Here is a 25,733-nt window from a genome sequence, read left to right on the forward strand (position 1 = left end):
CGCCCGCTGCCTTTTCTTTGAAGCCTGGCGGATCCGGCGGATGATCTCCGTCTTGTCCTGTTGGCTGCCATGGGAAAAATTAAGCCTAAAAACGTCAGCTCCGGCTTCCATCAGGCTGTACAGCATCTCTTCAGAATCGGATGCCGGTCCGACTGTCGCTACAATTTTGGTATGTCTTATCTCTCTCATTCATCGATCCTTTTAGCCGAATCGCCAGCCTGCCTTCACGGCTCGGCAAGCGTGGCAATCATAGCACAGCCCCTTGCCAGAACAAGTAAAATCATTGCCTGAAACACATCGATTGTGGTAGATATCGACGTTATGGAAAAAAAGGAATTAACTAAAATGCGATGGCCGCGCGAACGGATAATCCGGGTTTTGCTCGTGCTTGCAACGGCCGGCATGGTTTCCGGTTTTCTGTTGTTTGCGTCGGCCTATCTCTACGTTGCCGGCGATCTACCGCGGGTCGATACCCTGGCTGACTATCGGCCACCGATCATTACCCGGGTTTTGAGTGCAGACGGCGAAGTCATTGCCGAGTTCGCAAAGGAACGCCGGATTGTCGTTCCTTTCAAGCGCATCCCGACAAAACTGGTCCAGGCGTTTGTCGCTGCCGAAGATTCGAATTTTTTCGAGCACACCGGGATCGATTTTATTTCAATTCTGCGGGCCGCCTATAAAAATATCAAGGCGGGCGGCATCGTTCAGGGCGGAAGTACGATTACCCAGCAGGTCGCAAAATCACTGCTTCTGACTCCGGAAAAAAAGTTTGAGCGCAAATTCAAGGAGGCGATTCTTTCGTGGCGGATGGAGAAAGCTCTGTCGAAAGAGGAAATTCTCTATCTCTATCTCAACCAGATCTACCTCGGCCATCGTGCATACGGCGTTCAGGCCGCGGCCGAAAACTATTTCGATAAAAACATCGATGAGTTGACCCTGGCCGAATGCTCTATTCTCGCCGGATTGCCCCAGGCACCGAGCCGCTACTCGCCCTACAACCATTATGATCGGGCCAAGAAGCGTCAGAAATATGTTCTCGATCGAATGGTTGCCGACGGTTATATCAGCCAGAGGGAAGCCGACGAAGCCGACGCCGAGGAGTTGACGATTCAGCCCCGGCTCAATGCTCATATCGCCCAGGCCTATTATTTCACCGAACAGGTCCGGCGCTATCTCGAAAACAACTACAGCCAGGACATTCTCGAGACCGAGGGCCTGACTGTGCATACCTCGATGAACCTGCAGATGCAGCGGGCAGCCCAGAACGCGGTCCGGGAAAACCTGCGCGATCATGACAAGCGCCAGGGATTTCGTGGCCCGGAGAAGGTTTTGACCGAAGAGGAGGCGGCTGCCTTTCTCGAGGAGCAGGCGGAAAGTCTAACCCGAAATCCGCTGGAACTCGAGCAGATTACCGATGCTGTTCTGGTCGGCAGCGACCAGGAAACCCTGCATCTGCGCATCGGCACTGTCACCGGGACTCTCGACCCGACAGCAGCCGAGTGGGCCGGTCTCCTGAGAGCGGTCTCGGCCGAATCGGAGCCGACCCGTAATCCGAAGAGTCAACAGCACAAGCTGCCGCTCGGCTCTGTTTTAAAGGTGCGGGTCAAACAGATCAATGAAGATGGATCACTTCTTCTCGGGCTCGAGCAGGAGCCTCTTGCCCAGGGTGCAATTGTCGCCCTGGAACCGAATACCGGTCTGGTCAAGGCGATGGTCGGCGGTTATGATTTCCTGCAGAGCCAGTTCAACCGAGTTCTTCAGGCACGCCGACTCCCCGGCTCGGCGATCAAGCCACTTATCTACGCAGCGGCTCTCGACAAGGGTTATACGCCGGCTACGGTTATTCTCGACACACCGCTCATTTACAAGGAACTTTCGGACGCCGGCCTGGAGAAATCTTGGAAGCCGAAAAATTACTCGAAAAAATTCTACGGTCCGACTCCGCTGCGAACCGCTCTGGCCAAGTCGCATAATGTCATTACCATCAAGATTCTCGAGGACATCGGTGTCAGATATGCAGCCAACTATGCCAAAAAACTCGGAATCAATTCTCCGCTCAATTACGATCTCACCCTCGCGCTCGGTTCTTCGGCCCTGACCCCGCTTGAGCTGGCAACAGCCTACACTGTTTTTGCCAATGGCGGCGTCCGGATCAAGGCCTCCTATATCACCAAGGTCACCGATCGTGACGGTCGGGTTCTCGAGTCGATCGATCCTGCCGACTTTCCGGAAGGGATTAACGAAGGGCAGCGCTTGATCAATCTTTCCCAGGAGCGGGTGATCTCCCCGGAAACAGCCTATCTGGTCACCAATCTCCTCGAAAGTGTCGTCCGCACAGGGACCGGTTGGCGGGCCAAAGCGCTGCGCCGACCGACCGCGGCCAAAACCGGCACAACCAATGATCTTAAGGACGCCTGGTTTGCCGGGTACGTGCCGCAGCTCGTCGCCGTGTCCTGGGTCGGCTACGATCATGAGCGTCCACTCGGCAAGCATGAAACCGGTTCGAAAGCGGCGGCACCGGCCTGGGTTTCCTTTATGAAGGAAGCGGTCAAAAACCTTGAGCCGATTGACTTTGCGGTCCCGGATCAGATGGAATTTTATCCGGTCGACACGGAAACCGGTCTGCTCGCACCGGAGGATAGCGGCAACATGCACATCGAAGTTTTTTCCCCCGGCACGGCACCGACCCGGTACGCCCTCGACGAAAAAAAACCGAAAGCCCGCGATTTTTTCCGACTCGACCTCGCCCAGTAACACATTGACTATTTCGCCAAAAGAGGGGGGTGAGTTCTATTCATACCCCTTTTACAGATAGATCACTTCGAGCGGCGCACACCGTTGCGTGGACAGGTCTCGGACAAGGGGCAGGCCGAACAAACCGGAACCGGGGCCTTGCAAATCGCCCGACCGTGGTAGATCAGGGTATGACTGGTCTGGTTCCAGCGCTCTGCCGGCAGCAGCTTCATCAGGTCCAGCTCAACTTTTTCCGGCTCGGTCTGGCGGCTCCATCCGAGCCGATAGGCGATCCGTTTGACATGGGTATCAACAACCATTCCCGGTATACCAAAGGCGTTTCCCAGAACCACGTTGGCCGTTTTCCGACCGACCCCGGGCAGGGCGATCAGCTGGTCAAGGTCAGCCGGGACCGATCCGCCATATTCACTGACAAGCATCCGGGCACAGGCGATCAGATTGCGGGCCTTGTTGCGGAAAAATCCGGTACTTTTGATCAGCTCTTCAAGTTCGGTTATATTCGCAGATGCAAGCTGTTCCGGGTTGGCAAATCTCCGGAAAAGGTCGGATGTCACCACATTAACCCGCACATCAGTGCATTGGGCCGACAGAATCGTCGCAACAAGCAGTTCATACGGATTTTTGTGAACCAGCGCACATTCGGCCTCGGGATAAAGCGCTTCAAGAAAATCGAGTGTTTCCAGTGCGTTAGAACGGCCGCTCAGATAGCGCATAAATCACTTTTCATGAGATCAAGGTCCGGTCTGAAACCGGTAATATTTCGGCAAGATGATGGAACTTCAAAAACTTATCAACCGTTTCCACAGGGTTATCAACAGGACGATAATCGTGCCTTCAGCTGGTCAGCAAAGACCCTGAAATCATCTTCACTGAAGAGGCAGAAGACGACGAGCTCGAGGGAAGATCGCTTCTGCAAAAAAGTACAGACCTCATCCAGCATGATTGCCGCCGCCCGCTCAATCGGAAAACCGAAGATTCCGGTTGAAAGTGCCGGAAAACTGATGCTCCGCAGGTTTTTCCCGGCGGCAATGTCGAGGCTGCTGCGGGTTGCTCCGGCGAGCTTGGCATCTTCACCCCCTTCACCCATACGCGGACCGACGGCGTGAATAACATATCCCGCTTTGAGGTTACCACTACCGGTCAAAACTGCCGTCCCGACCGGAGTCCCGCCGATCCGGTCACACTCCTGCTGAATCGTTGGGCCTCCCTTGTTGCGGATTGCTCCGGCGACACCGGCGCCGAGCTGCAACTGACTGTTGGCGGCATTGACGATGGCATCGGTCGATTGCTCGGTGATATCACCCCGGATCAGCTGCAGACTCTTCCCGCGAATGGTTATCTGCATAACCTCCCTCAGCTGTGAGCGACTTCCATTGGCCGTGCGGCTTTGATCGGTTCTTTTTGTCGCAGGTAAATTCTTGGATCGGCCATCCGTACCGTCAGGATTAACGGCAGGTGCAACGCTGCCTGGCGACAACGTTTTGAGCGGATCACCTTGCTGTCGAGAATCCGGACCTCACCCTGAACATAAGCCCGATCACGATTGAATACCGGGAAGTGAGCCGGAAAGGTTCCGCCCCAGAACGACGGACGACCGGCACCCTGCAACATGAACTTGAGCGTCAGATTGCCGGCGCCGATCCAGTTGTCGGCAAAATCACCGAGCAGCAGAACCGGACAACAGATGTCCCGGCTGCTCAGCAGCTCCGGTCCGAGCAGGGTCTTGATCTGCTCGCGGCGTTCGGCCGCCCTGGTCGTCAGCCGGACATTAAAGATATGGATTTTCTGCCCGTCCTTGTCGAGATCGGCCTTTTGGCAGACGCCATCTTTACCGAGACTGTATTCGCGGACACCACTCAGGGGGTAGTAAGAAAGAAAGGCATTGGCATCCTCCCGGGAATGGCCATAACTTCTCATCCCGAGCTTTTCGGCCAGCAGGTTGAGATGATCCACATCCCGGGATGCATTGACATGCTGCAGGGCAACGATGTCGGGTGCCTGGTCTTCAATAATATCGGCAATCCGTTGCGGATCACAGACACCATCGTTACCGCGGCAACCATTGATGTTGTAGGTCATTAGCCGGATGCTGATCATCCGTGCCTCCCGACCTGAACAGCCCGGAACCGGACCGAACAGTCTGACTGTTATTCAGCGACGCGCTTGACTGAAAGGATCTCGACCGTGTGAATCGGCAGACTGGCGAATGGGCCGACACCTTTCTTGATAGGTGTTTCGGCGATCTTGTCAACCACTTCCATCCCGGAGGTCACTCTACCGAAAACGGCATAACCATAGCCGCGGGCGTCAGGACTGCGGTAATTGAGAAAATCGTTGTCGACCAGATTGATGAAAAACTGGCTGCTTGCCGAATCAACAACACTGGTGCGGGCCATGGCGATCGTTCCGCGATCGTTTTTGAGTCCGTTGTCAGCTTCATTCTTGATCGGCGGAAAACCGTTCTTCATTTTTTTATTGGTATCAAAACCGCCACCCTGAATCATGAACCCCTTGATCACGCGGTGGAAGATCGTGCCGCTATAGAAATCGGAATCGACATATTTGAGAAAATTGGCGACCGTGATCGGCGCCTTTTTATCATCGAGCTCCAACCGGATCGTGCCAAGATTGGTTTCCATATCAACCTCAACCGCAGCAAAGACCGGGGCAGTTACAAACAGTACGGCCAGCATGGTCATGATAAGTGTTTTACGCATCATTTTTCTCCTTTATCAGGCTCCTTCGGGCTTCAGTTGCCGCTCCATCAGAGCGTTGACTGCCACCCGGGCTTCTTTTTCATTGTACAAAATTTCGTACATCTGTTCGATTAACGGCGCCTCAACTCCCAGTTTATTGGCCAGCTGGTATGCCGACAAGGTGGTCTTGACCCCTTCGGCAACCATATTCATTTCATTGAGAATCTCTGCAAGCGTTCGCCCCTGTCCAAGTTCAAAACCGACACTACGGTTACGCGACAGGTCACCGGTGCAGGTCAGAACCAGATCGCCCATTCCGGCCAGCCCGGCAAAGGTCATCGGATCGGCCCCCATGGCAACCCCGATCCGGGTAATCTCGGCGAGCCCCCGGGTGATCAGTGCTGCCCGGGTGTTGTAACCATAACCGAGTCCATCGGAGATCCCGGCGGCCAGAGCAATCACATTTTTGAGCGCACCGCCAAGCTCCACCCCGATCGCATCCCGGTTGGTGTATACACGAAAAACATCGGTACTGAAAACGGCCTGGACCTCGGCCGCTATCGTATCATCGTTAGCCGCGACAGCGACCGCTGTCGGCATTTTCTGGACAACCTCCCTGGCAAATGAGGGGCCAGACAGATAGGCCGTCCGCTTTTTAATCGGTTGCGGTAAAAGCTCGGCAAAAATTTCCGACATCGGCAGCAGGGTATCGTTTTCGATCCCCTTCGAGGCCGAGACAATAATAACCTGATCATCGAAACAGTTCACAACCTTCTCGAGCAACCGCCGCAAGACCTGGGAAGGGGGAACAAAAAGAACCAGATCCTTATTACTGACCGCCGCTTTGATGTCGGTCGTAAAGGTCAGATTGTCCGAAAGCGTGAAGCCGGGGAGGTAAAGATCATTTTCCCGACTCGTCTGCATGCGCGCCACAAGATCTTCCTCGTAGGCCCATAGCGTCACCGGATACCCCTTTTCGGCGAGAAGGTTGGCCAGCGTTGTTCCCCAGCTTCCGGCCCCGATGACACCAATATTTTTGACCATTTTTTTCATTAAACTGCCCGTTTCTTTTTCTTGATCCGCTCTTCCACCGTTTTTATTTTATGCTGAAGCGCTTCCGGTGCCGGATAGGTTCCCTCGAGTTCCTTTAACAGCTTGAGTGACTCGCGCAACCGCCCCTGTTCCTCAAGTACCGAAGCAAGCCCGAACTTCGTTTCGATGGCAAATGGATCTTCCGACTTCTCCTTGAGGATCTTTCTGAAGACATCTTCAGCGTCTTTCAGCTTACCATCTAGAGCATAAGACATGCCGATCCGATATTCAACCTCTGTCAGCAGATGGCTCTCGGGCCACCTTTTGATCAGATTCTCGAATTCGATCCGCGCCTGTTCAAAATTATTCAGCCGGAAATAACAGTCGGAAAGCTCATACTGAAAACGATCGGCCGGCTCCATCCCGAGATCGAGAAGTTTTTGATAGAGCGCTGCCGCCCGGCCGTAATCACGCAGCCGGTTCTTGTAGATCTCCGCTTCCTGGATAAGGGCGTCGCTGACAAAGGGGGAATCGGGATACTCTCTTTCAAGATTATGAAAAACCAGCAATGCGTCGTGGAATCGCTTGAGAAAGAGATTGAGAACCTCGCCGGTCCGAAACATCGCCCGTGGTGCCAGGACAAAATCGCCGTGGCCGATGTAGATATCCTGATATTCCTCGACGGCTTCCTGGTAATCCCCGACCAGGACCATATTTTCTGCCCGGGTAAAGGATTTATGCAGGCGATCCTCAAGGGTCAGGTAGTAATAGGCGATGCCGCCGGCCAGGACCAGAAAGAACAACGGCACCAGAACAACCAGAAGCCGGTAGGTTGGTGAGTTACGTCTCCTCCGTTTCAGCTCCTCCTGCAGGAGTTTCTTCTTCAATCTCTCGACTTCCATCGTCATCTTCCTTTTCGGCAAGCTTTGCAACTGCAACAATCCGCTCATCCGGTTCAAGGACCATCAGGCGAACCCCCATGGTATTCCGGCCAATCAGTGAAATATTGCCGACCGGAGTCCGCAGAACCTTGCCGCGATCAGTTATAAACATCAGGTCGGATTCATCATCAACCAGTTTGACATCGACAACCTGACCATTCCGGCCGCCGGTCTTGATTGTAATGATCCCTTTGCCACCACGACTCTGCACCCGGTACTCGCCGATCGCCGTGCGTTTACCATAACCATTTTCGGTGATCGACACCAGGGTCGCAGCCGTTGCAGCGGACACCACCTCCATACCGATAATCTGATCTTCGTCGCTGATCATCATGCCGCGCACGCCACGCGCCGTGCGGCCCATTGCGCGGGCGTTCTTTTCCGAAAAGCGGATCGACTTGCCGCTCTGGCTGGCCAGGATGATGTCCATACTGCCGTCGGTCAGGCGGGCGGCAATCAGGCTGTCATCATCATCTATCGTCAGGGCAATAATCCCGCCCTGGCGCGGATTCGAATAGGCCATCAGGTCGGTCTTTTTGACCGTACCATTTCTGGTAGCGGTAATAATAAACTTGTCCTCTTCGAACTCCTTGACCGGGAGGATGGTCATGACCTTTTCGTCCGGCTGCAGATTAAGCAGGTTAACAATCGCCTTGCCGCGCGACGCGCGGCCGCCCTGCGGTATTTCATGGACCTTGAGCCAGTAAACCTTACCCTTATCGGTAAAGATCAGGATGTACGAGTGCGTCGACGCAATAAAGAGCCGCTCGACGAAATCCTCCTCTTTCGGCTTCATCCCGGTTTTGCCCTTGCCGCCGCGGCGCTGCGCCCGGTAAAGCGAAACCGCGTTGCGCTTGATATAACCGGAATGGGAAACGGTTACGACCATATCTTCCTCGACGATCATGTCTTCAATTGACAGATCACCGGTGAATTCAACAATTTCCGAACGGCGCTCATCACCGAATCGTTCCTTGATATCGAGCAGCTCTCCCTTGATAATCTTGAGAATTTCCGCCTCACTGGCAAGGATCTCCTTGAGCCGCTTGATCAGCGCCATCACCTCTTCATACTCGGCAACGATCTTGTCCCGCTCAAGCCCGGTCAGGCGGTGCAGACGCATATCGAGGATCGCCTGTGACTGAATGTCGGAGAGACCGAAACGCTCGATCAATCGTTTTTTGGCTTCGGCCGGATTGGCGCTGGTCTTGATGATCTGGATCACCTCATCGAGGTTGTCGAGGGCGATCTTGAGACCTTCGAGGATATGGGCCCGGGCTTCGGCTTTTTTCAAATCGAAGATGGTTCGCCGGGTAACAATATCATTGCGGTGCTCGATGAAATTATCGAGGACTTCACGCAGGGTCAGGATCCGCGGCTGGCCACTAACGATTGCCAGCATGATAATACCGAACGACGACTGCATCGGCGTCATCTTGTAAAGCTGGTTGAGGATGACCTGCGGGATCGAATCCCTCTTCAGCTCGATGACAATACGCATGCCGTCACGGTCCGATTCATCGCGCAGGTCGGAGATCCCTTCAATCTTCTTGTCGCGAACCAGTTCGGCGATTTTCTCAATCAGTCGTGCCTTGTTTACCTGAAAGGGGATTTCGTTGATAATGATGCTTTCCCGCCCGGTCCGTTTGTTGGTCTCGACCATGGCCCGCGCCCGCATCTGGATGATGCCGCGGCCGGTGCTGTAGGCTTCCCGAACGCCGCTCTGACCGAGAATAAAACCGCCAGTCGGAAAATCGGGGGCTGGGATAAGCTGCATCAAATCTTCGAAATCGACGGCCGGGTTGTCAATAATAGCGATCAGGCCAGCAATGACTTCATCGAGATTGTGCGGTGGAATCTTGGTCGCCATGCCGACAGCGATACCTTCCGAACCGTTAACCAGAAGGTTCGGGAATTTACATGGCAGAACCAGCGGCTCTTCGAGGGAGTCGTCATAGTTCGGACCGAATTCGACGGTCTCTTTTTCGATATCATTGAGCAGTTCGTGGGCCAGCCGGTCCATCCGGACCTCGGTATAACGCATGGCCGCCGCCGAGTCACCATCGATTGAACCGAAATTGCCCTGACCGTCGACCAGCGGGTAGCGCAAGGAAAAATCCTGGGCCATCCGGACGATGGTATCGTAGACGGCCGAATCACCATGCGGATGGTATTTACCGATAACATCACCGACGACCCGGGCCGATTTTTTATACGGTTTGTTGTAGTCATTCCCGAGATCGTTCATGGCGAACAACACCCGACGATGCACCGGCTTCAATCCATCACGGATATCCGGTAAAGCGCGACCAACGATTACACTCATCGCGTAGTCCATGTAGGACTTGCGCATTTCATCTTCTATATTAACGGTTACCCGATTCTGTTCCGAGAGCATTCGTCCTCCCTGTTCCGGTCAATTCTGATTCCCGATGCGCAGCATCGGCGAAAAAATTTTTAAATTCTAAACATCCAGGTTCGAGACATTCAGTGAATTCTTCTCGATAAATTCGCGCCGTGGTTCTACCTGGTCACCCATCAAAACAGTAAAAATTTCATCGGCCTCGACCGCATCCTCGATTTTAACCTGCAGCAGTACCCGCTTGTCCGGGTCCATTGTTGTTTCCCATAACTGGCTCGGGTTCATCTCACCGAGACCTTTGTAGCGTTGAATATACTGGCCTTTTTTGGCCCGACTGAAGAAGAAGGCGAGTAAATCCTCACGATCGTCGATAATCGCCTCTTCCTTACCGTCCTTGTTGGTGATCACCGCCTCTTCGTCAAGACAGATTTCCTCGACCTGCTTATAGGACTGAATCAGCAATTTGTATTCGTACATCGAAAGGTTTTCGAGCACCTTATGATCGATATAGGAACGGAGATTCCCTTTGACATAAAGGATACGCGACGGGTTGGTCAGAACCTGAAATTCGGCGGCCGGCTCAATTTTCCGCAACTTTTCGGCCAGCGGTTCGAGGTCGAGCAGATCGGCAAAACCGTTCTGCAACTTTCCGGAAACAAAGATTTTGAGAACCTCAGGGTTCACTCCCTTGTGAACCATTTTATAAAAATGCTCATTGTATTCGATGATCTGGCGCAGAGACGGAATGATCTGCTTGCCCCGGATAATCTTGCCGCTTTTCTTCATCTCGACCGTCATTCCGTCGACCCCTTCATCGAGCAGATACTCCTGAAGGGAAATTTCATCTTTAAGGTAGAGCTCTTTTTTGCCGCGTTTCGCTTTATAAAGAGGGGGCTGGGCGATATAGAGGTAGCCGCGCTCGACCAGTTCCGGCATCTGCCGGAAGAAGAAGGTGAGTAACAGGGTCCGGATATGCGAGCCATCGACATCGGCGTCTGTCATGATGATAATACGATGATAACGCAATTTGCTGATATCAAAATCGTCCTTGCCGATACCGGTGCCGAGGGCAGTTATCAGGGTGCGTATTTCATTGGAGGTCAGCATTTTGTCGAACCGTGCTTTTTCGACATTGAGAATTTTACCCTTGAGCGGCAGAATCGCCTGGTATCGCCGCTCCCGACCCTGCTTGGCACTACCACCGGCCGAATCACCCTCGACCAGGTAGAGTTCGCACAGAGACGGATCCTTCTCCTGGCAATCAGCCAGTTTTCCAGGCAGGGCGAGACCTTCAAGGGCGCCTTTGCGCCGGGTCAGGTCACGCGCTTTGCGCGCCGCTTCCCGGGCCCGGGCCGCTTCGACCCCTTTTTCAAGTATCTTTTTGGCGATCGGCGGATTCTCCTCGAGAAATTCGGCCAGTTTTTCGTTCATCAGGGTTTCGACATACCCCTTGATCTCCGAGTTGCCGAGCTTGGTCTTGGTTTGTCCTTCGAATTGCGGATCGGGGACCTTGACCGAGATAACGGCAGCCATCCCTTCGCGCAGATCATCACCGGAAATCGAAGTTTTAACATTTTTGAGCAGATTGTTGGTGGTCGCATAGTTGTTCATGGTCCGGGTCAAGGCTGCCTTGAAGCCAACCATGTGGGTTCCGCCTTCGTGCGTATTGATGTTGTTGGCGAAAGAAAAAATTTTCTCATCGTAGGCATCGTTGTATTGGATCGCAACCTCGATATCGACCCCTTCTTTACTGCCCGAGAAGAAGATCGGTTTGTTGTGCAGTGGGTTCTTCGCCCGGTTGAGATACTCAACAAAGGTAACGATTCCTCCTTCGTAGTGGAACTGGTGACTTTTTTCCGAGCGCTCATCCTCGATTATTATATTGACGCCACCATTAAGAAAAGCGAGTTCGCGCAGGCGCTGTGACAGGGTTTCGAAAGAAAAGTCGGTGGTTTCGAAAATTTCCGGGTCGGGCCAGAAAATAATCCGGGTTCCGCGGCGCTTGGTCGTGCCATCTTCCTTGAGAGACCCCATCGGCACACCTTTTTCGTAATTCTGTCGGTAGACCTTCCCATCCCGACGGATCTCGAGTTCGAGCCGTTTCGAAAGAGCGTTGACAACCGAAACACCGACGCCATGCAAGCCCCCGGAAACCTTGTACGAGTCGCTGTCGAATTTACCGCCGGCGTGGAGAACGGTCATCACGACCTCGGCGGCCGGTTTTTTCTGGGTTTTATGCATATCGACCGGAATACCTCGACCATTGTCGGTAACCGTAACCGAATTGTCGACATGGATAACAACCTTGACCTCATCACAGTGCCCGGCCAGGGCTTCGTCAATCTAGTTATCAACAACCTCGTAAACCAGGTGATGTAAACCCTGGGCGCTGGTTGACCCTATATACATCGCCGGGCGTTTACGAACAGCCGAAAGACCTTCAAGTACTTTTATGCTATCCGCACCGTAACTTTTTGTTTTGATATCGCTCATTCATACCTCGTCAGATACTGTCGTTGTGAAAACTCCTTGTTCCACACGTATAAAATATCCGTCTCTTATACCGCCGTCGAGCAGCGGTTGAACCTCGGTTGTTGTTATAAAAACCTGTGCTTTCAGCGAAAGCAGAAATTCGAAAAAAAGATTCTGCCGGTGTCGATCAAGTTCACCGGTTAAATCATCAAACAGCAACAGTGGCGGTTCGCCATATACCTCTTTAAGGTGAAGCGCCTGTGCTACCTTGAAAGCCAGTATGAATGATCGCTGCTGCCCCTGGGAGCCGTAGCTTTTAAGGGGTCGCTGATTAAGTAAAAAATCGATATCATCACGGTGCGGTCCGGAGAGCGTAACACCATACCGTTTTTCCTGCTCTTTCTGTCGCTCAAATTCATCGAGCAGGTTCTGTTCAAGTTCGCTGATATCCTTGGTATCCGCTTTACAAAACAGGTTGACCTGTTCCTGCTGACCGCAGATATGAAGGTAGCAGTCCTTAACTTGCGGCAATATTTTTTCAATATACCGGCTTCTCGCATGTCTTATAGCGGCGCCGGTTTTGGCCAGTTCATCGGTCCAGGGTGCGAGTTCATTTTCCGGGCGTTTCTCTTTAAGCAGCCGGTTGCGCTGTTTCAGTTGTCTGTCATATTTCTGCACATCAGCCAGATATTTATTATCTGTCTGAAAAACTGCCCGATCGAGCAACCGGCGCCGGCCACTGGGTGGGCCCTTGATCAGATTGACCTCTTCCGGAGCAAAAACAACCGGACGTAGACAGTCGAGGTAAGCTTCCGGGCGGTTGATTCTCTTTCCATCGAGCCAGGCCTGTTTGTTCTCTTTATCTATTCTCAGTTTTATCTGGTGTTTGACACCATTTTTTTCCGTTTCACCTTTTATTTCACTGTAACTCTCATTATTTTTAATCAACTCATCGTTGCGTGATAAGCGAAAACTTTTCAGACTTCCTAACAGTGAAATTGATTCAAGCAGATTTGTTTTGCCCTGGGCATTATCTCCATAAAAAATATTGAACAGGTGGTGTGGATGTAGTTCCGTTCGCTCTATATTGCGAAAATTATAAAGAAGCAATTGCTCCAGCCGCATAAATTTATTGTGCCTTGCGTGAAAAAAGCCTTTTTAAAAAGGCTTTTTTCACCGCGAATTTTTTTACAGCCGCATCGGCATAACCACAGCCAGAAAACCATCATCTCCATCCGGTGTAATCAGCCCTGGCGACAGATTATCTTTGACTGCCAGCTTTATTTTTTCCTCATCGAGAACCTGAAGTATATCGATCATATAGCGGGCATTGAATCCTATCGACATTTCATCGCTTTTATAATCAATTTCAAGTTCTTCATGGGCATCGCCAATTTCCGGATTTGACGAGGATATTTCCAGGGTGCCATGTTTAAGATCTATTTTTACGCCTTTTGATTTTTCACTGGAAAGAATTGCCATCCGCTTTAATGCATGCAAAAAATTATCCCTGGGAATACTGATAATTTCTTCGTTGTTCTGGGGAATAACCCGATTGTAATCAGGAAAATCTCCATCAACCAGTCGCATCACGACAATCGTGTCATCTTTTATGACTACTGCACTATTATCCATAAAACCGAGTTTAATATCCGCTTCGGTTTCTTCGGTTATTTTTTTAAGTTCGATAATACCTTTTCTCGGAAAGACAACCCCATTTATAAGTTCTTCTATCTCCGGTGTATCAACCGCTCTTTTATCAAGAGCAAGTCGATGTCCATCGGTTGCTACCAGCAACAGATATTTTTTTTGGTCTTCTTCGATCGTTTTAAAATAGATGCCATTCAGATTATATTTGGTTTCATCGGTCGATACTGAAAAATATGTTTTTTCAATCATCTGACCAAGCAGTTGACCACTGATCGGAATCATTTTTGTTTCGTCCGGTTGTGGAAAATGGGGAAATTCATCAGATGAAAGTCCAACAATATTAAAAACCGATTTACCGCAGCTTATTTCAATCCAGCAATTATCTTTTGCCTTGAAAATAATTTCCTTTTCCGGAAGTTCTTTTATTATTTCAAAAATCTTTTTGGCAGAGACCGTAATTTTTCCGGGACTCTTTATACTGGCCGGGTATTTGGCCCGCATGCCGACTTCGAGATCTGTAGCAGTAATAAAAAGGCCTTCTTTATCTGCTTCGACGAGAACGTTTGAAAGAATAGGTATCGTATTTCTTTTTTCAACAATACCCTGAACCCGAGCCAGGCCTTTCAAAAAAACTTCTTTTTCAATTGAAAAGTGCATGTTTTCCTCCGAATGCACAGCATTATGTTTCTATTATTTATTTAAAATATATGTTCAGTAGTAATAGTAGTTGCCTGTTAATTTGTTGATAACTGTAAAAATGATCCATTTATAACTGTTTTAAACTGTGGAAAATAAGCTTGAATTACTGCTGATAAATGATCAGTTATTGTTGACAGTATGATATTCCAAAAATTATCCCCCGTTTATACCAATATTGTAGACATAATATAAACATCAGTTTTTTATTTATTATTTTGTTAATCCATTTTTCAGATTATTGATAGTTTATTTTAATTGCATATCATTTTCGAGCTGTTTATCTATTTTTTTTATGGCGTGGATAATTGTTGAGTGATCCTTGCCGCCAAACTGTTCTCCAATATCCGGATAGGATAGAGGTGTCAGTTGTCGCGTCAGATACATTGCAATCTGTCTTGCCATAACCAGAGCTTTATGCCGTTTGGCTGACTTTAAATCCGAATTTTTAATTCCGAAATGCGCTGCAACAGCTTTTTGTATCTGTTCAGTCGATATTTTTCTGTTTTTTTCTACGAGTATATCTTTCAGTATATCTTTCGCCATTTCAAGAGATATAGAAGTAGATGTCAGGCTGGCATAAGCCCCTATTCTTACCAGATATCCCTCAAGATCACGGACATTATTACTGGCCGAATTAGCCAGGAAAAGAGCAACATCTTCCGGCAAGTCAATCCCGTTATTTTCCGCCTTTACTTTTAATATGGCCTGTTTTGTTTCTACATCCGGAGCTTGAATATCGGCAATCAATCCCCATTCAAAACGGGAACGTAATCTCTCTTCCAGTCCCGGTATTTCCTTTGGAAATTTGTCCGATGTAACAACGATCTGTTTATGCGACTCATATAAAGAGTTAAATGTATGAAAAAATTCTTCCTGGGTTCTTTCTTTACCGGCGATAAATTGAATATCATCAATCATCAGAACATCCATGGTTCTGAATTTATTCCTGAACTCATCCATCTTGTTATAGCGTAGAGAATTGATCAGTTCATTCATAAATTTTTCGGATGTGTAATAACAGATTGACATCTGCGGATCATTTTTAAGAATTTCATTGCCGATAGCATTAACCAGGTGTGTTTTACCAAGTCCGACACCACCGTATACAAAAAGAGGGTTGTAAGTCGTCGCCGGATTATTGGCAACAGCCATTGCAGCGGCATAAGCAAACTGGTTGGATGAACCGGTCACAAATTCATCGAAGGTGTATTTGGGATTGATGTTGATTGACTGATTTCTATTTAACGGCGGGGAGAACTTTTTAGCCGGCACCGGTTGTTCTTCTTTATTACTATTTTTAATATTGTTTTCAGATGAATTGGCTGAAATATTAAATTCGAGATTATATTCTACCGAGCCGATTGTTGATAATGTTTCCCTGATCATCTGAAAGTAGTTTTCCCTGATCCAGTCGAGAAAAAATCGATTGGGAACCTGAAGTTTCACCGTATCGGCTTTTATGTCGACGAGTTCTATCGGTTTGATCCATGTCGCAAAATGTTGCGGGTTCAAAGATAGTTCAAGTTTATCGAGAGTTTTATTCCAGATTTGTTCAGTTGTCATTATTCGGATCTTTGTGAAACATTACCAGAATTTTACCGAAAAGAATGAGTAGATACAAATAGTTATCCACATGTTTTTTAACAGTTGTGGATAATTATTTTTTTTTGCTTTAGAGTCAGTATTTGCCGACCTCTTTGCCTTATCAGATAACACCAAAAATAAGCTTATCGACGCTAGCAGAGGCGACTCTTTTTTGCAAGATTTTTTTCATTTGCGCAAGAGTCCCTTTTCCCGGAAAAATAGTTAGTAAACTCCTTAATTTTCTTGACAGTTTTTTTTAAATATGCTTAGTAGTGCTCTTTGGTTCAAAGATGAAAATAAACTATATGGAACAGGCTAATCTTGTTTTTGTATTAAGAAGGAGATTTAAATTATGAAAAGAACTTATCAACCGAGCCGGGTCAGTCGTAAACGGACGCACGGCTTCCGCAAGAGAATGCAATCAAAAAACGGGCGCTCCCTCATCAAAAGGCGTCGGGCGCGTGGCCGCAAGCGGTTGGCAGCTACAACACCGATCAAGTAAATTGGGAGCCGGTTAACATTGTCTCTTAGCAGACGACATACCTTTCCGGCAAAAAAGAGAATAAAGAGACGGCACGATTTTATTACTGTAAAGAACCGGGGCTTTCGCTTGCGTACGCCCCATTTTTATGTCTACGTTCTTGACAATCGGAATGAAACATCACGGCTCGGGGTTACGGTATCGCGGCGCGTTGGTAACGCCGTTGTTCGGAATCGGGTCAAACGCTTATTGCGTGAATACTTTCGTCTGAATTCAATAAGCTCTGCCGACCACCTGGATATATCGATCATTGCACGCCCCGGTGCCGGTCAGCTCAAACTGTCCGATGTTGTTGACGAAATGACGGTATTACAAAACCTTGATCAGGATTGAGTCACCTTATGGTAAAACAAATTGTCATTTCTGTGATCGTTTTATATCAAAGGTTTATTTCACCTCTGAAGGGGCCATCCTGCCGGTTTTATCCATCTTGTTCTTCCTATACACGACAATCTATCGAAAAGCACGGCTTGGGCCGTGGCCTGTTGTTGGCTGCTTTTCGCTTATGCAAATGTCATCCATTTCACCCGGGTGGTTTTGATCCGGTTAAATAAGTCCTCTTTCCGTTCAGTTTCGGAGTTTTTTAAGTTATGGAAAATAATAACAAAAATACATTTATCGCTATCGGTTTGATGCTGCTGGTCTGGGTTGTCTTTACCGTAGTTTTTCCCCCGACCCAGGAACCATCAGTTGAACAACCGCCTGCTGATGAAGCTACTCGGACCGAGGTGGTTGCTTCTTCATCTTCATCTCCGGCGCAGGACGTTGCTTCAATACCGACTATTATCCCGGTCGTATCGACCGAAGAGAAAGAGTTGTTAATAAAGACCGATCTCTACAGTGCTGTTTTGACCAACATCGGTGCACGGGTAAAATTACTGGAACTGAATGATTATCATGTTGAAAATGATCCTGATTCCGATCTGGTACGGATTATCGACGTTTCAATGCCGCATCAGGCTTCTCTCCGTCTGGCCGGTGTAAATGGGCTCCTGCTCTCTCCGGAAGCGCCTTATTCGCTGCCAGAAGAAAAAGAGATCGTTCTTTCTTCCGATCAGGAAAAGTCCATTACTTTAAGCACCCGGACCAGCGATGGACTTTTGATCGAAAAAGTAATGACCTTCCGCGGCAACAGTTATGCCGTAGATGTTGTTATCCGGGTCAGTAATCCGGGCCAGGTAGCGACCAGGGGTGGCCTCGAGTTTTCCCTGGTACAGGTCTTTGATGACTCGGCCAAACCGGACCGACTCTCTTTTGTCGGCGGTGCGGCTCTGGTGAACGATGAGGTGCAGACCGCTTCTCTTGATGATCTTGCCGAAGAATCAGTTTCTTACGGCAAAGCTACGGTCTGGACCGCCTACGAAGACAAGTATTTCATGTCGGCTCTGGTGCCGCTTGAAAATGCTCTTGAAAAAGTCCGGATTCAGCGTCAGGATGAGCGGGTCGAGAATATCATCAGCCTTCCCGGTACCAGCCTGTCTCCCGGATCAAGTACCACTCACACCTTTATGGCTTATTTCGGTCCCCGTGACATGAAGGTTCTCGAGCAGGTCAATCATCAACTTTCCAAGGCAATTGATTTCGGATTTTTCTCCATTATTTCTGATCCTTTGCTCTGGTTTCTGAATTTTATCAATACTTACGTTCATAATTACGGCATCGCGATTATTCTTTTGACGGTTCTGATCAAGACCTTGTTCTGGCCACTGACTCACAAAAGCTACGCTTCAATGAAAGCGATGCAGAAATTGCAACCAGAGATTGCAAAGATTCGTGAACGCTTCAAGAATGATCGGACCCGACAGGGTCAGGAAACAATGGAGATGTACAAGAAGCATCGGGTTAATCCGATGAGCGGTTGCCTGCCGATGCTTATTCAGATCCCCGTCTTTTTCGCCCTTTACCGGGTGTTGTATGAAGCAATCGAACTGCGGCACGCCGACTTTGCGTTCTGGCTAACCGATCTGTCTGCCAAAGATCCCTACTATATTACCCCGGTCGTTATGGGCGTAACCATGTTCATTCAACAGAGAATGACTCCCAGTACAATGGATCCGACCCAGCAGAAGATCTTTCTGGCGATGCCGGTTGTTTTTACAGCCCTCTTCCTTAACTTTCCGTCGGGGCTTGTCATTTACTGGTTGATCAACAATCTTCTGACCATTGCCCAGCAGTACTACATCCATAAGAAATTTTCCTGATGCCGTTATCATGAAATCCGGTTTTTCCGAAGAGACAATTGTCGCTCCGGCGACCGCTGTCGGTGAAGGCGGCATCGGTATCATCCGTTTGTCTGGAACCTCTGCAGAGCTAACCCTGCAGAGGTTTTTCCGTCCCAGCCGCAGCGTTGATGTTTTCGAATCGCACCAGCTTTATCATGGTCATCTTCTCGACTCTTCCGGCAGTCTTCTTGATGAAGTCCTGGCTGTTGTCATGCGTGCTCCGCGTTCCTATACCGGCGAGGAGATCGTTGAGGTTCACTGCCATGGCGGACCGGTCATTATACGGCAGATTGTCGATCTGTTTATCGATGCCGGACTCCGGCTGGCGCGCCCGGGAGAGTTTACCCTGCGCGCCTTTCTGAATGGCCGACTTGATCTCTCCCGGGCCGAGGCTGTCATTGATCTGATCCGATCCCGTTCTGAGTCGGCAAGCCAGTTAGCGGTTCGTCAACTCGACGGAGCCCTCTCCAGGATTATATACGATCTGCGTGAGCGCCTGGTCGAGAACCTTTCCCTGATTGAAGCACATATCGATTTTCCGGATGAGGATATTTCCCCTCCGGCACTGGCAAACCTCTGTGCCAACGTAAAAAAAGCCCGTGATGAAATTGACCCCCTGCTCGCCAGTTTTGATTCTGGTCGAGTGTTGCGTGAGGGGCTTAATGTATTAATACTCGGCCGTCCCAACGTTGGCAAAAGCTCGCTATTAAATGCCCTGCTCGGTGAATCACGGGCGATCGTCACCGATATTCCCGGTACGACCCGGGACACGGTCGAGGAGTCTTTTGTTATCAGTGGTCTTCCGATCCGGCTGATTGATACCGCTGGTGTACATGCTACGTCAGATCCGATTGAAGCAGAGGGGGTTCGGCGGGCGACCGAAAAGGTTAAAACGGCTGACCTGGTTCTGCTCGTTGTCGACGGTAGTCAGGAGGCCAGTCCTGATGATTTTTTTGCTTTTGACCTGGTTGAAAAAGACCGGGCTCTGCTGGTTGTCAATAAAAGTGATTGCCCGGCAGTTCTGGACCGTTCCCGTTTTTCCGGTCTTGCTGCGACACCTGTTTCAGCAAAAAATGGTGCCGGTCTCGATCTTCTCAAAGATAAAATAGCCTCTCTTTTTTCCGCCGGTGGTGAAGTCTCGGAATCGACCATGATTTCCGATCGGCGTCATCGTGAAGCGCTTCTGCGATCCCGCGAGGCGCTCAATCGTTTTCTTGCCTCAGTACAGTCGGCGCAGGAGCCGGAGTTTCTCGCTCTTGATCTGCGCGAAGCTCTTCATGCCCTTGGCGAGATTACCGGCGAAACGACACCCGATGAAATACTTGATCGGATTTTTTCCCGTTTCTGTATCGGGAAGTGATAATGTTCCACGTGGAACAAGTATCTTTATGTCAGGCATCTGTTCCACGTGGAACAGTTGTTGTTTTGTTTTAAGGATCACCCGTGACTGATTATGGGAAGAAATATGATGTTGTTGTCGTCGGAGCCGGGCATGCTGGTTGCGAAGCCGCGCTGGCGGCCGCCCGCATCGGGTGTCGCACCCTGCTGTTAACGATCGGCCTCGATGCGGTTGCCCAGATGTCCTGTAACCCGGCAATCGGCGGTCTGGCCAAGGGGCACCTGGTTAAGGAGATCGATGCTCTCGGTGGTGAGATGGCACGCAATATCGATGCAACCGGAATCCAGTTCCGGATTCTGAACACCAAAAAAGGACCAGCCGTTCGGGCGTCGCGAGCGCAGGCCGATCGGATGTTGTATGCCGCCCGGATGAAGCAGGTCGTTGAGGCGCAAGAGAATCTCGATCTCAAACAGGGTACGGTCTGCAAGCTGATGCTTGCGGGAGGGGCTGTTGCCGGGGTTGAGACCCGCGAAGGGGTTCAGTACCCATCCCGTACAGTGGTGTTGACAACCGGGACTTTTATGCGTGGCCTGATCCACGTCGGGCTCAGCAACTACCCCGGTGGGCGGGCCGGCGAACCACCGTCCGAAGGGTTGTCTGACCATCTCCGCTCACTCGGGCTATCGGTTGGCCGCCTGAAAACCGGAACGCCGGCCCGGCTCGATCGAAACACAATCGATTTTTCCGGGCTTGAGGCGCAACCGGGTGATGATCCCCCTCGCCCTTTTTCGGTTGATACCGAGTCGATAACACTGCCACAGGTCCCCTGTTATATTACCTGGACCAATGAACGAACCCATGCTGCCATCCGTAGCGGGCTCGATCGGTCTCCACTGTACAGTGGGGTAATTGAGGGGGTCGGGCCACGTTACTGTCCGTCGATTGAGGATAAGGTGGTCCGTTTTCCGGAAAAAGACAAACACCAGATTTTTCTCGAACCGGAGGGGTTGAACAGCGCAGAGATTTACCCTAACGGGGTTTCGACCTCGTTGCCGGCCGATATTCAACTCTCTTTCCTGCGCACGATTCCGGGTCTCGAAAAGGTCGAAATCATGCGCCCCGGATATGCCATCGAATACGATTATGTTGATCCCGGTCAACTTTTACCGACTCTGGAAACCAAGGCGGTTGGCGGACTTTTTCATGCCGGTCAGATCAACGGGACTTCCGGTTATGAAGAGGCGGCCGCCCAGGGTTTGATTGCCGGTGCCAATGCGGCGCTCAGGGTCAGGGACGAAGAGCCGCTGGTGATCGGTCGGGACGAGGGGTATATCGGTGTCCTGATCGATGACCTGGTGACGCTCGGCACAACCGAGCCTTACCGGATGTTTACCTCGCGGGCCGAACATCGACTGCTTCTGCGTGAAGACAATGCCGATCAGCGTCTGACCGAGCTCGGCCACCGCGCCGGATTGATTGGCGCAGAGCGCTGGCAGTGTTATCGGAAAAAGATCGAGCAGGTCGAGGCGGGGTTCTCGATATTGCGGGATAAGCGGATCGGACCGGCGGACAGGGAGGTTACGGCAAAGCTGGAGCTCGGCGAACTCAAGAATGGAGCGACGCTGGAGGAGCTTTTGCGACGACCGGAGATCAGAATCGGCGATCTGCTTTTTGTTGATGACCGGTTGGCCGGGCTGCCACCGGCGGTTCATGAGCAGCTTGAAATCGCGGTCAAGTACGAGGGGTACATCCGGAGGCAGTTGGAGCAGGTCGGCCGTTTCCGCAAGGTGGAGCAGGTCAGGATTCCGGCTGATTTCGATTATTTCGGAATTTCCGGACTGTCGAGCGAAGTTCGGGAGAAGTTGGCTGTTGCGCGGCCGCAGACCCTTGGCCAGGCCTCGCGCATCCCGGGAGTCACCCCGGCGGCAATATCGATTCTGTCGGTACTGCTCAGGCGTAAATAAATATGGATCTTCGGTCTGAACTGAAACGGCAGCTTGATTCACTTTGCTTGGCGGTTGATGAGCATGCTGTAGCCCGGCTTATTACAATGCAGGAAGAGCTTTTACGCTGGAACAGGACCTACAATCTGACCGCCATTACCGATCCGTTTGAGGCGCTGGAGAAGCATCTTGTTGATTCCCTGACCCTGCTTCCCTATCTCGGGTCGGCCAAACATCTTCTCGATATCGGGTCCGGTGCCGGGTTTCCGGCACTGCCGCTGAAAATCTGTCGAGCCGATCTGGAAACTGTCTCGGTCGATGCTGTTGCCAAGAAAATACGGTTTCAAAAACACCTGATCAGAACGTTAGGTCTCAAGGGAGCGGTCGCTTGGCATGGTCGCGCAGAAGATATTGTGCATCAACGATTTACCGAATCCGGATTTGATCTGGTCGTGGCCAGGGCTTTCGCTTCGATTCCGAAGCTGGTGCAGCTCGCTTTGCCCTGTCTCCGGCGGCATGGCGTCATCGTGGCAATGAAAGGCCCGGATGGTGATAAAGAGCTGACAGCCGCCGGCCCGGATCTGGAAAAACTCGGGGTCAGTTGCCGGGAAGTGGTCAACCTGACCCTGCCAGTCTCCGGATCATCCCGACAATTACTCTTTTTACAGTCATAAAGCACAATATATAGAGTTTGAAAACCACCCTGGTACAATATGGAGTATTTTACCTAACCAACTGTTTTGTCGGTTCTTTTTGCCTTTTATCCCGATTCTCTTTGTGCTAATCTTTGGCCCGCTGTTAGTCAACTAACCCCGAGGGATTTCATGAGCCAAATTATTGCTATTGCCAATCAAAAAGGTGGCGTTGGAAAAACGACCACGGCAGTCAACCTGGCTGCATCTCTGGCAGTTGCTGAGAAAAAGACCCTGCTGGTCGATATGGACCCTCAGGGCAACAGCTGCAGTGGGGTCGGTATTGACAAGCAGCAGGTCGAGTATACGGTATATCATGCCCTGCTTGGCGAGGTCGAAGTAGAAAAGACAATCATCCCGACCTGTCTTCCTCATCTTGAAATCATGCCGGCCAATACCGATCTGACCGGTGCTGAAATCGAACTGGTCTCGGCCTTTGCCCGGGAGATCAAGCTCAAGTCCGTGCTCGATACCATTCGTGACAACTATGACTATATCCTGATCGACTGTCCACCTTCCCTCGGCCTGCTGACCGTCAATTCATTGACGGCCGCTGATGCGGTACTGATTCCGCTGCAGTGTGAATTTTATGCCATGGAAGGCATGAGTCAGCTGATGCAGACGATCCGCCTGATCCAGCGCGACCTGAACAAGAACCTGCGACTGTTCGGAATCGTCCTGACCATGTTCGACAGCCGTAATAATCTCTCGCACCAGGTCGCTGAAGAAATCCGCAACCATTTCGACGGCCGGGTTTTTGATGCGGTCGTGCCGCGCAATGTCCGGCTTTCCGAGGCTCCGAGTCACGGCTTGCCGGTATTGATGTATGATATCTCTTCCCGTGGCGCCGAGGCCTATCTCGATCTCGCCAAGGAAATCATCAAGTCTGAAGGGGCTTCTCATGGCTAAACGTCCTGCCCTCGGTAAGGGGATCGGTGCCCTCCTCGATTCGGCGACCCAGGATAATGGTCGTAAATATTTTCTTTGTCCGATCGAGGACTTGAAACCGCATGCTGATCAGCCGCGTAAGTCATTCGATAACGAAAAGCTCGAAGAACTGGCGGCATCGATCCGCGAAAAAGGCGTGATCCAGCCCCTTGTGGTGCGGCGTGAAGAGGATCACTACCAGATTATTGCCGGGGAGCGACGCTGGCGGGCTTCCCAGAAGGCAGGCCTGCGCGAAGTGCCGGTCGTTATTCAGGATGTGTCGGAAGACTGGGCCCTGGAAATGGCTCTGATCGAGAATATTCAGCGCGAAGATCTGAATCCGATTGAAGAGGCCGAGGCCTACCGCAACCTGATGGATGGCTTTGATCTGACCCAGGACGAGGTGGCCCGACGGGTCGGCAAGGAACGGCCGACGGTCGCCAACTCGCTCCGGCTGCTCCGATTACCGGCCGTCATCCAGCAGGATGTTATCTCCGGACAGTTCAGCATGGGACACGCCCGCGCCCTGCTTTCGCTCGAATCGGAGGATGAAATTGTCCGGCTGCGCAACCAGATTTCCGGAAAGGGCGTTTCGGTGCGTGAGCTCGAAGCACTGATCCGGAAACTGAAGACTGGCGGCACTCCGGTCAAGAAAAAGTCAGCCAGCAAGAAGGACCCGGAGCTTGAGCATCTGGCCGCCGAAATGAAGCGGGCTCTCGGGACCAACGTCAAAATTATTCCGTCCGGCAAAGGCGGCCGCATCGAGATATCGTATTATGCCGCCAAGGACCTCGATCGTTTAATGGAAATCATCGGAATCAGCTGAATGGACCGGCCGGTTAACGTGGAACAGGAGTGACCAAAACAATGCGTAAGGAGACCCCCTTGGAAAAGAGTGAAATCAAGGCTTTTCTCGGCCCCGGAAGTAAATTCGAAGGCAAACTCTTCTTTGATGAGATTGTTCGCCTCGATGGCGCCTTTAAAGGCGAGATTGTCTCAAAGGATACCCTGATTGTCGGCGAAACCGCCGATATAGAAGGTGAGGTCGAAGTCGGAACCTTTATTCTCAGTGGAAACTTCAAAGGAAATATCAAAGCCAATACCCGCGTCGAATTGCGCCGCCCGGCGAAATTCGAAGGGACTGTTGAAACTCCGGTCCTGGTTGTCGAGGAAGGGGTTGTCCTCAACGGCAGTCTGTCGATGCCTGGTAAGGGTTCGGCTGGCGTATCGGCGGTTGAGGTCAAGCCTGAAAAGAGCAGCGAATAAAAAAGCGGCCACTAACCGTCGATAATGGCGAAATATGGCAAAAGTGTCTTGACAACAATAGTGGTCTGTGGTAGCAATTCCCTGCTTTAACGAAGCCGTTCTAGACCCTGTTTTTTTGTATACAGTATACCAGCTCGGATGAGCCCAACCTGGTCGGTGGGGGTTTGTCCGGATTGAGGTGTGAAACGCTATGAGTGTTGATTGGACAATTGTTCTTCAGATTATCAATTTTATCGTTTTGATGTTGGTTCTCAACATCATTCTTTACCGTCCTCTGCGTAATATTATGAGCCAGCGCAAAGAGACGATCGATGGTTCGCATGCGCGGGCCAGCGAGCTCGAGGCGCAGATTGAGGAAAAAATGGCGCGCTACGAGGAGAAACTGCAGGCGGCCAAGCTGCAGGGGAACCAGCAAAAGAACGAGCTCCGTCAGGCGGCGGCCGGCGAGGAGGCAAAAATCCTCGGCGAAGCGCGCGACGAAGCGGCCCGTCAGTTGCAAACCGTTAAGGACCGGGTCGCCGGTGAAGCCGACGCGGCCGGCAAGAAGCTGAAAAGCGATGCCGAAACCCTGGCAACCGATATCGCAATCAAAATTCTCGGGAGGGCTGTGTAA

Annotated in this window: 23 protein-coding genes and 1 pseudogene; 12 read left to right on the forward strand and 12 right to left on the reverse strand. The window is 50.8% G+C overall.

The features are described from left to right. The coding region (locus tag C0623_14645; protein PLX97719.1) for a pyruvate kinase at positions 1-180 on the reverse strand (180 nt) is incomplete at its 3' end. A 165-nt stretch (positions 181-345) separates the two neighbouring features. Here C0623_14645 and C0623_14650 point away from each other — a divergent pair. After that, a complete protein-coding gene (locus C0623_14650; protein PLX97687.1) occupies positions 346-2,754 on the forward strand; it encodes a penicillin-binding protein in 2,409 nt (802 codons plus the stop codon). A gap of 62 nt (positions 2,755-2,816) precedes the next feature. Here the strand turns inward: C0623_14650 and nth are convergent, their stop codons facing one another. The 11 genes and pseudogenes from nth to C0623_14705 all read right to left on the reverse strand — a co-directional run bounded on the left by nth (position 2,817) and on the right by C0623_14705 (position 16,169). Then, positions 2,817-3,467 (reverse strand): endonuclease III, encoded by a 651-nt coding sequence (gene nth, locus C0623_14655; GenBank protein ID PLX97688.1) that lies wholly within the window; start codon positions 3,465-3,467, stop codon positions 2,817-2,819. Positions 3,468-3,565: 98 nt separating this feature from the next. Beyond that, on the reverse strand, positions 3,566-4,099 hold the full coding sequence (locus C0623_14660) for an O-acetyl-ADP-ribose deacetylase (protein ID PLX97689.1): 534 nt from the start codon (positions 4,097-4,099) through the stop codon (positions 3,566-3,568). Between the two features lie 8 nt (positions 4,100-4,107). Next, on the reverse strand, positions 4,108-4,851 hold the full coding sequence (locus C0623_14665; GenBank protein ID PLX97690.1) for a hypothetical protein: 744 nt from the start codon (positions 4,849-4,851) through the stop codon (positions 4,108-4,110). 50 nt (positions 4,852-4,901) lie between these two features. Further along, positions 4,902-5,474, reverse strand: coding sequence for a peptidylprolyl isomerase A (locus C0623_14670; protein PLX97691.1), 573 nt, complete (start codon positions 5,472-5,474; stop codon positions 4,902-4,904). A 12-nt stretch (positions 5,475-5,486) separates the two neighbouring features. Then, on the reverse strand, positions 5,487-6,494 hold the full coding sequence (locus C0623_14675) for an NAD(P)H-dependent glycerol-3-phosphate dehydrogenase (GenBank protein PLX97720.1): 1,008 nt from the start codon (positions 6,492-6,494) through the stop codon (positions 5,487-5,489). A gap of 8 nt (positions 6,495-6,502) precedes the next feature. Next, complete coding sequence (locus C0623_14680) at positions 6,503-7,432, reverse strand: hypothetical protein (GenBank protein ID PLX97692.1); 930 nt, start codon at positions 7,430-7,432, stop codon at positions 6,503-6,505. Continuing rightward, a complete protein-coding gene (locus C0623_14685) occupies positions 7,323-9,821 on the reverse strand; it encodes a DNA gyrase subunit A (protein ID PLX97693.1) in 2,499 nt (832 codons plus the stop codon). Before C0623_14685 ends, C0623_14680 begins: the two co-directional genes overlap by 110 nt. A gap of 66 nt (positions 9,822-9,887) precedes the next feature. Further along, positions 9,888-12,278 (reverse strand): annotated as a pseudogene (gyrB, locus tag C0623_14690) (DNA topoisomerase (ATP-hydrolyzing) subunit B). Further along, positions 12,279-13,382, reverse strand: a complete 1,104-nt coding sequence (locus tag C0623_14695; protein ID PLX97694.1) for a DNA replication/repair protein RecF — start codon at positions 13,380-13,382, stop codon at positions 12,279-12,281. A 63-nt stretch (positions 13,383-13,445) separates the two neighbouring features. After that, positions 13,446-14,564 carry a DNA polymerase III subunit beta gene (locus C0623_14700; protein PLX97695.1) on the reverse strand — a complete coding sequence of 373 codons (1,119 nt, stop codon included), beginning with the start codon at positions 14,562-14,564 and terminating at the stop codon, positions 13,446-13,448. A gap of 288 nt (positions 14,565-14,852) precedes the next feature. Further along, positions 14,853-16,169 (reverse strand): chromosomal replication initiator protein DnaA, encoded by a 1,317-nt coding sequence (locus C0623_14705; protein PLX97696.1) that lies wholly within the window; start codon positions 16,167-16,169, stop codon positions 14,853-14,855. A gap of 373 nt (positions 16,170-16,542) precedes the next feature. Between C0623_14705 and C0623_14710 the strand changes: the two genes are divergently transcribed. From C0623_14710 to C0623_14760, 11 genes are all read left to right on the forward strand, one after another. Next, entirely contained in the window at positions 16,543-16,692 is a 150-nt protein-coding gene (locus tag C0623_14710; GenBank protein PLX97697.1) for a 50S ribosomal protein L34, read from the forward strand. Positions 16,693-16,710: 18 nt separating this feature from the next. Next, on the forward strand, positions 16,711-17,064 hold the full coding sequence (gene rnpA / locus C0623_14715) for a ribonuclease P protein component (protein ID PLX97698.1): 354 nt from the start codon (positions 16,711-16,713) through the stop codon (positions 17,062-17,064). A gap of 8 nt (positions 17,065-17,072) precedes the next feature. Next, positions 17,073-17,285 (forward strand): membrane protein insertion efficiency factor YidD, encoded by a 213-nt coding sequence (locus C0623_14720; GenBank protein PLX97699.1) that lies wholly within the window; start codon positions 17,073-17,075, stop codon positions 17,283-17,285. A gap of 36 nt (positions 17,286-17,321) precedes the next feature. Next, a complete protein-coding gene (locus C0623_14725) occupies positions 17,322-18,932 on the forward strand; it encodes a protein translocase component YidC (protein PLX97700.1) in 1,611 nt (536 codons plus the stop codon). Between the two features lie 10 nt (positions 18,933-18,942). Further along, on the forward strand, positions 18,943-20,313 hold the full coding sequence (locus tag C0623_14730; GenBank protein ID PLX97701.1) for a tRNA uridine-5-carboxymethylaminomethyl(34) synthesis GTPase MnmE: 1,371 nt from the start codon (positions 18,943-18,945) through the stop codon (positions 20,311-20,313). 83 nt (positions 20,314-20,396) lie between these two features. Beyond that, positions 20,397-22,256, forward strand: coding sequence for a tRNA uridine-5-carboxymethylaminomethyl(34) synthesis enzyme MnmG (locus C0623_14735; GenBank protein ID PLX97702.1), 1,860 nt, complete (start codon positions 20,397-20,399; stop codon positions 22,254-22,256). Positions 22,257-22,258: 2 nt separating this feature from the next. Beyond that, on the forward strand, positions 22,259-22,909 hold the full coding sequence (gene rsmG / locus C0623_14740; protein PLX97703.1) for a 16S rRNA (guanine(527)-N(7))-methyltransferase RsmG: 651 nt from the start codon (positions 22,259-22,261) through the stop codon (positions 22,907-22,909). A gap of 150 nt (positions 22,910-23,059) precedes the next feature. Beyond that, positions 23,060-23,836: a chromosome partitioning protein ParA gene (locus C0623_14745; GenBank protein PLX97704.1), complete on the forward strand. Its 777-nt coding sequence runs from the start codon at positions 23,060-23,062 to the stop codon at positions 23,834-23,836. Further along, complete coding sequence (locus C0623_14750; GenBank protein PLX97705.1) at positions 23,829-24,680, forward strand: chromosome partitioning protein ParB; 852 nt, start codon at positions 23,829-23,831, stop codon at positions 24,678-24,680. The genes C0623_14745 and C0623_14750 overlap by 8 nt, the downstream gene beginning before the upstream one ends. 41 nt (positions 24,681-24,721) lie before the next feature. Further along, positions 24,722-25,120 (forward strand): hypothetical protein, encoded by a 399-nt coding sequence (locus C0623_14755; GenBank protein ID PLX97706.1) that lies wholly within the window; start codon positions 24,722-24,724, stop codon positions 25,118-25,120. A 190-nt stretch (positions 25,121-25,310) separates the two neighbouring features. Next, positions 25,311-25,733: a hypothetical protein gene (locus C0623_14760; protein PLX97707.1), complete on the forward strand. Its 423-nt coding sequence runs from the start codon at positions 25,311-25,313 to the stop codon at positions 25,731-25,733.

Source organism: Desulfuromonas sp., from assembly GCA_002869615.1.
Lineage (GTDB): Bacteria > Desulfobacterota > Desulfuromonadia > Desulfuromonadales > UBA2294 > BM707.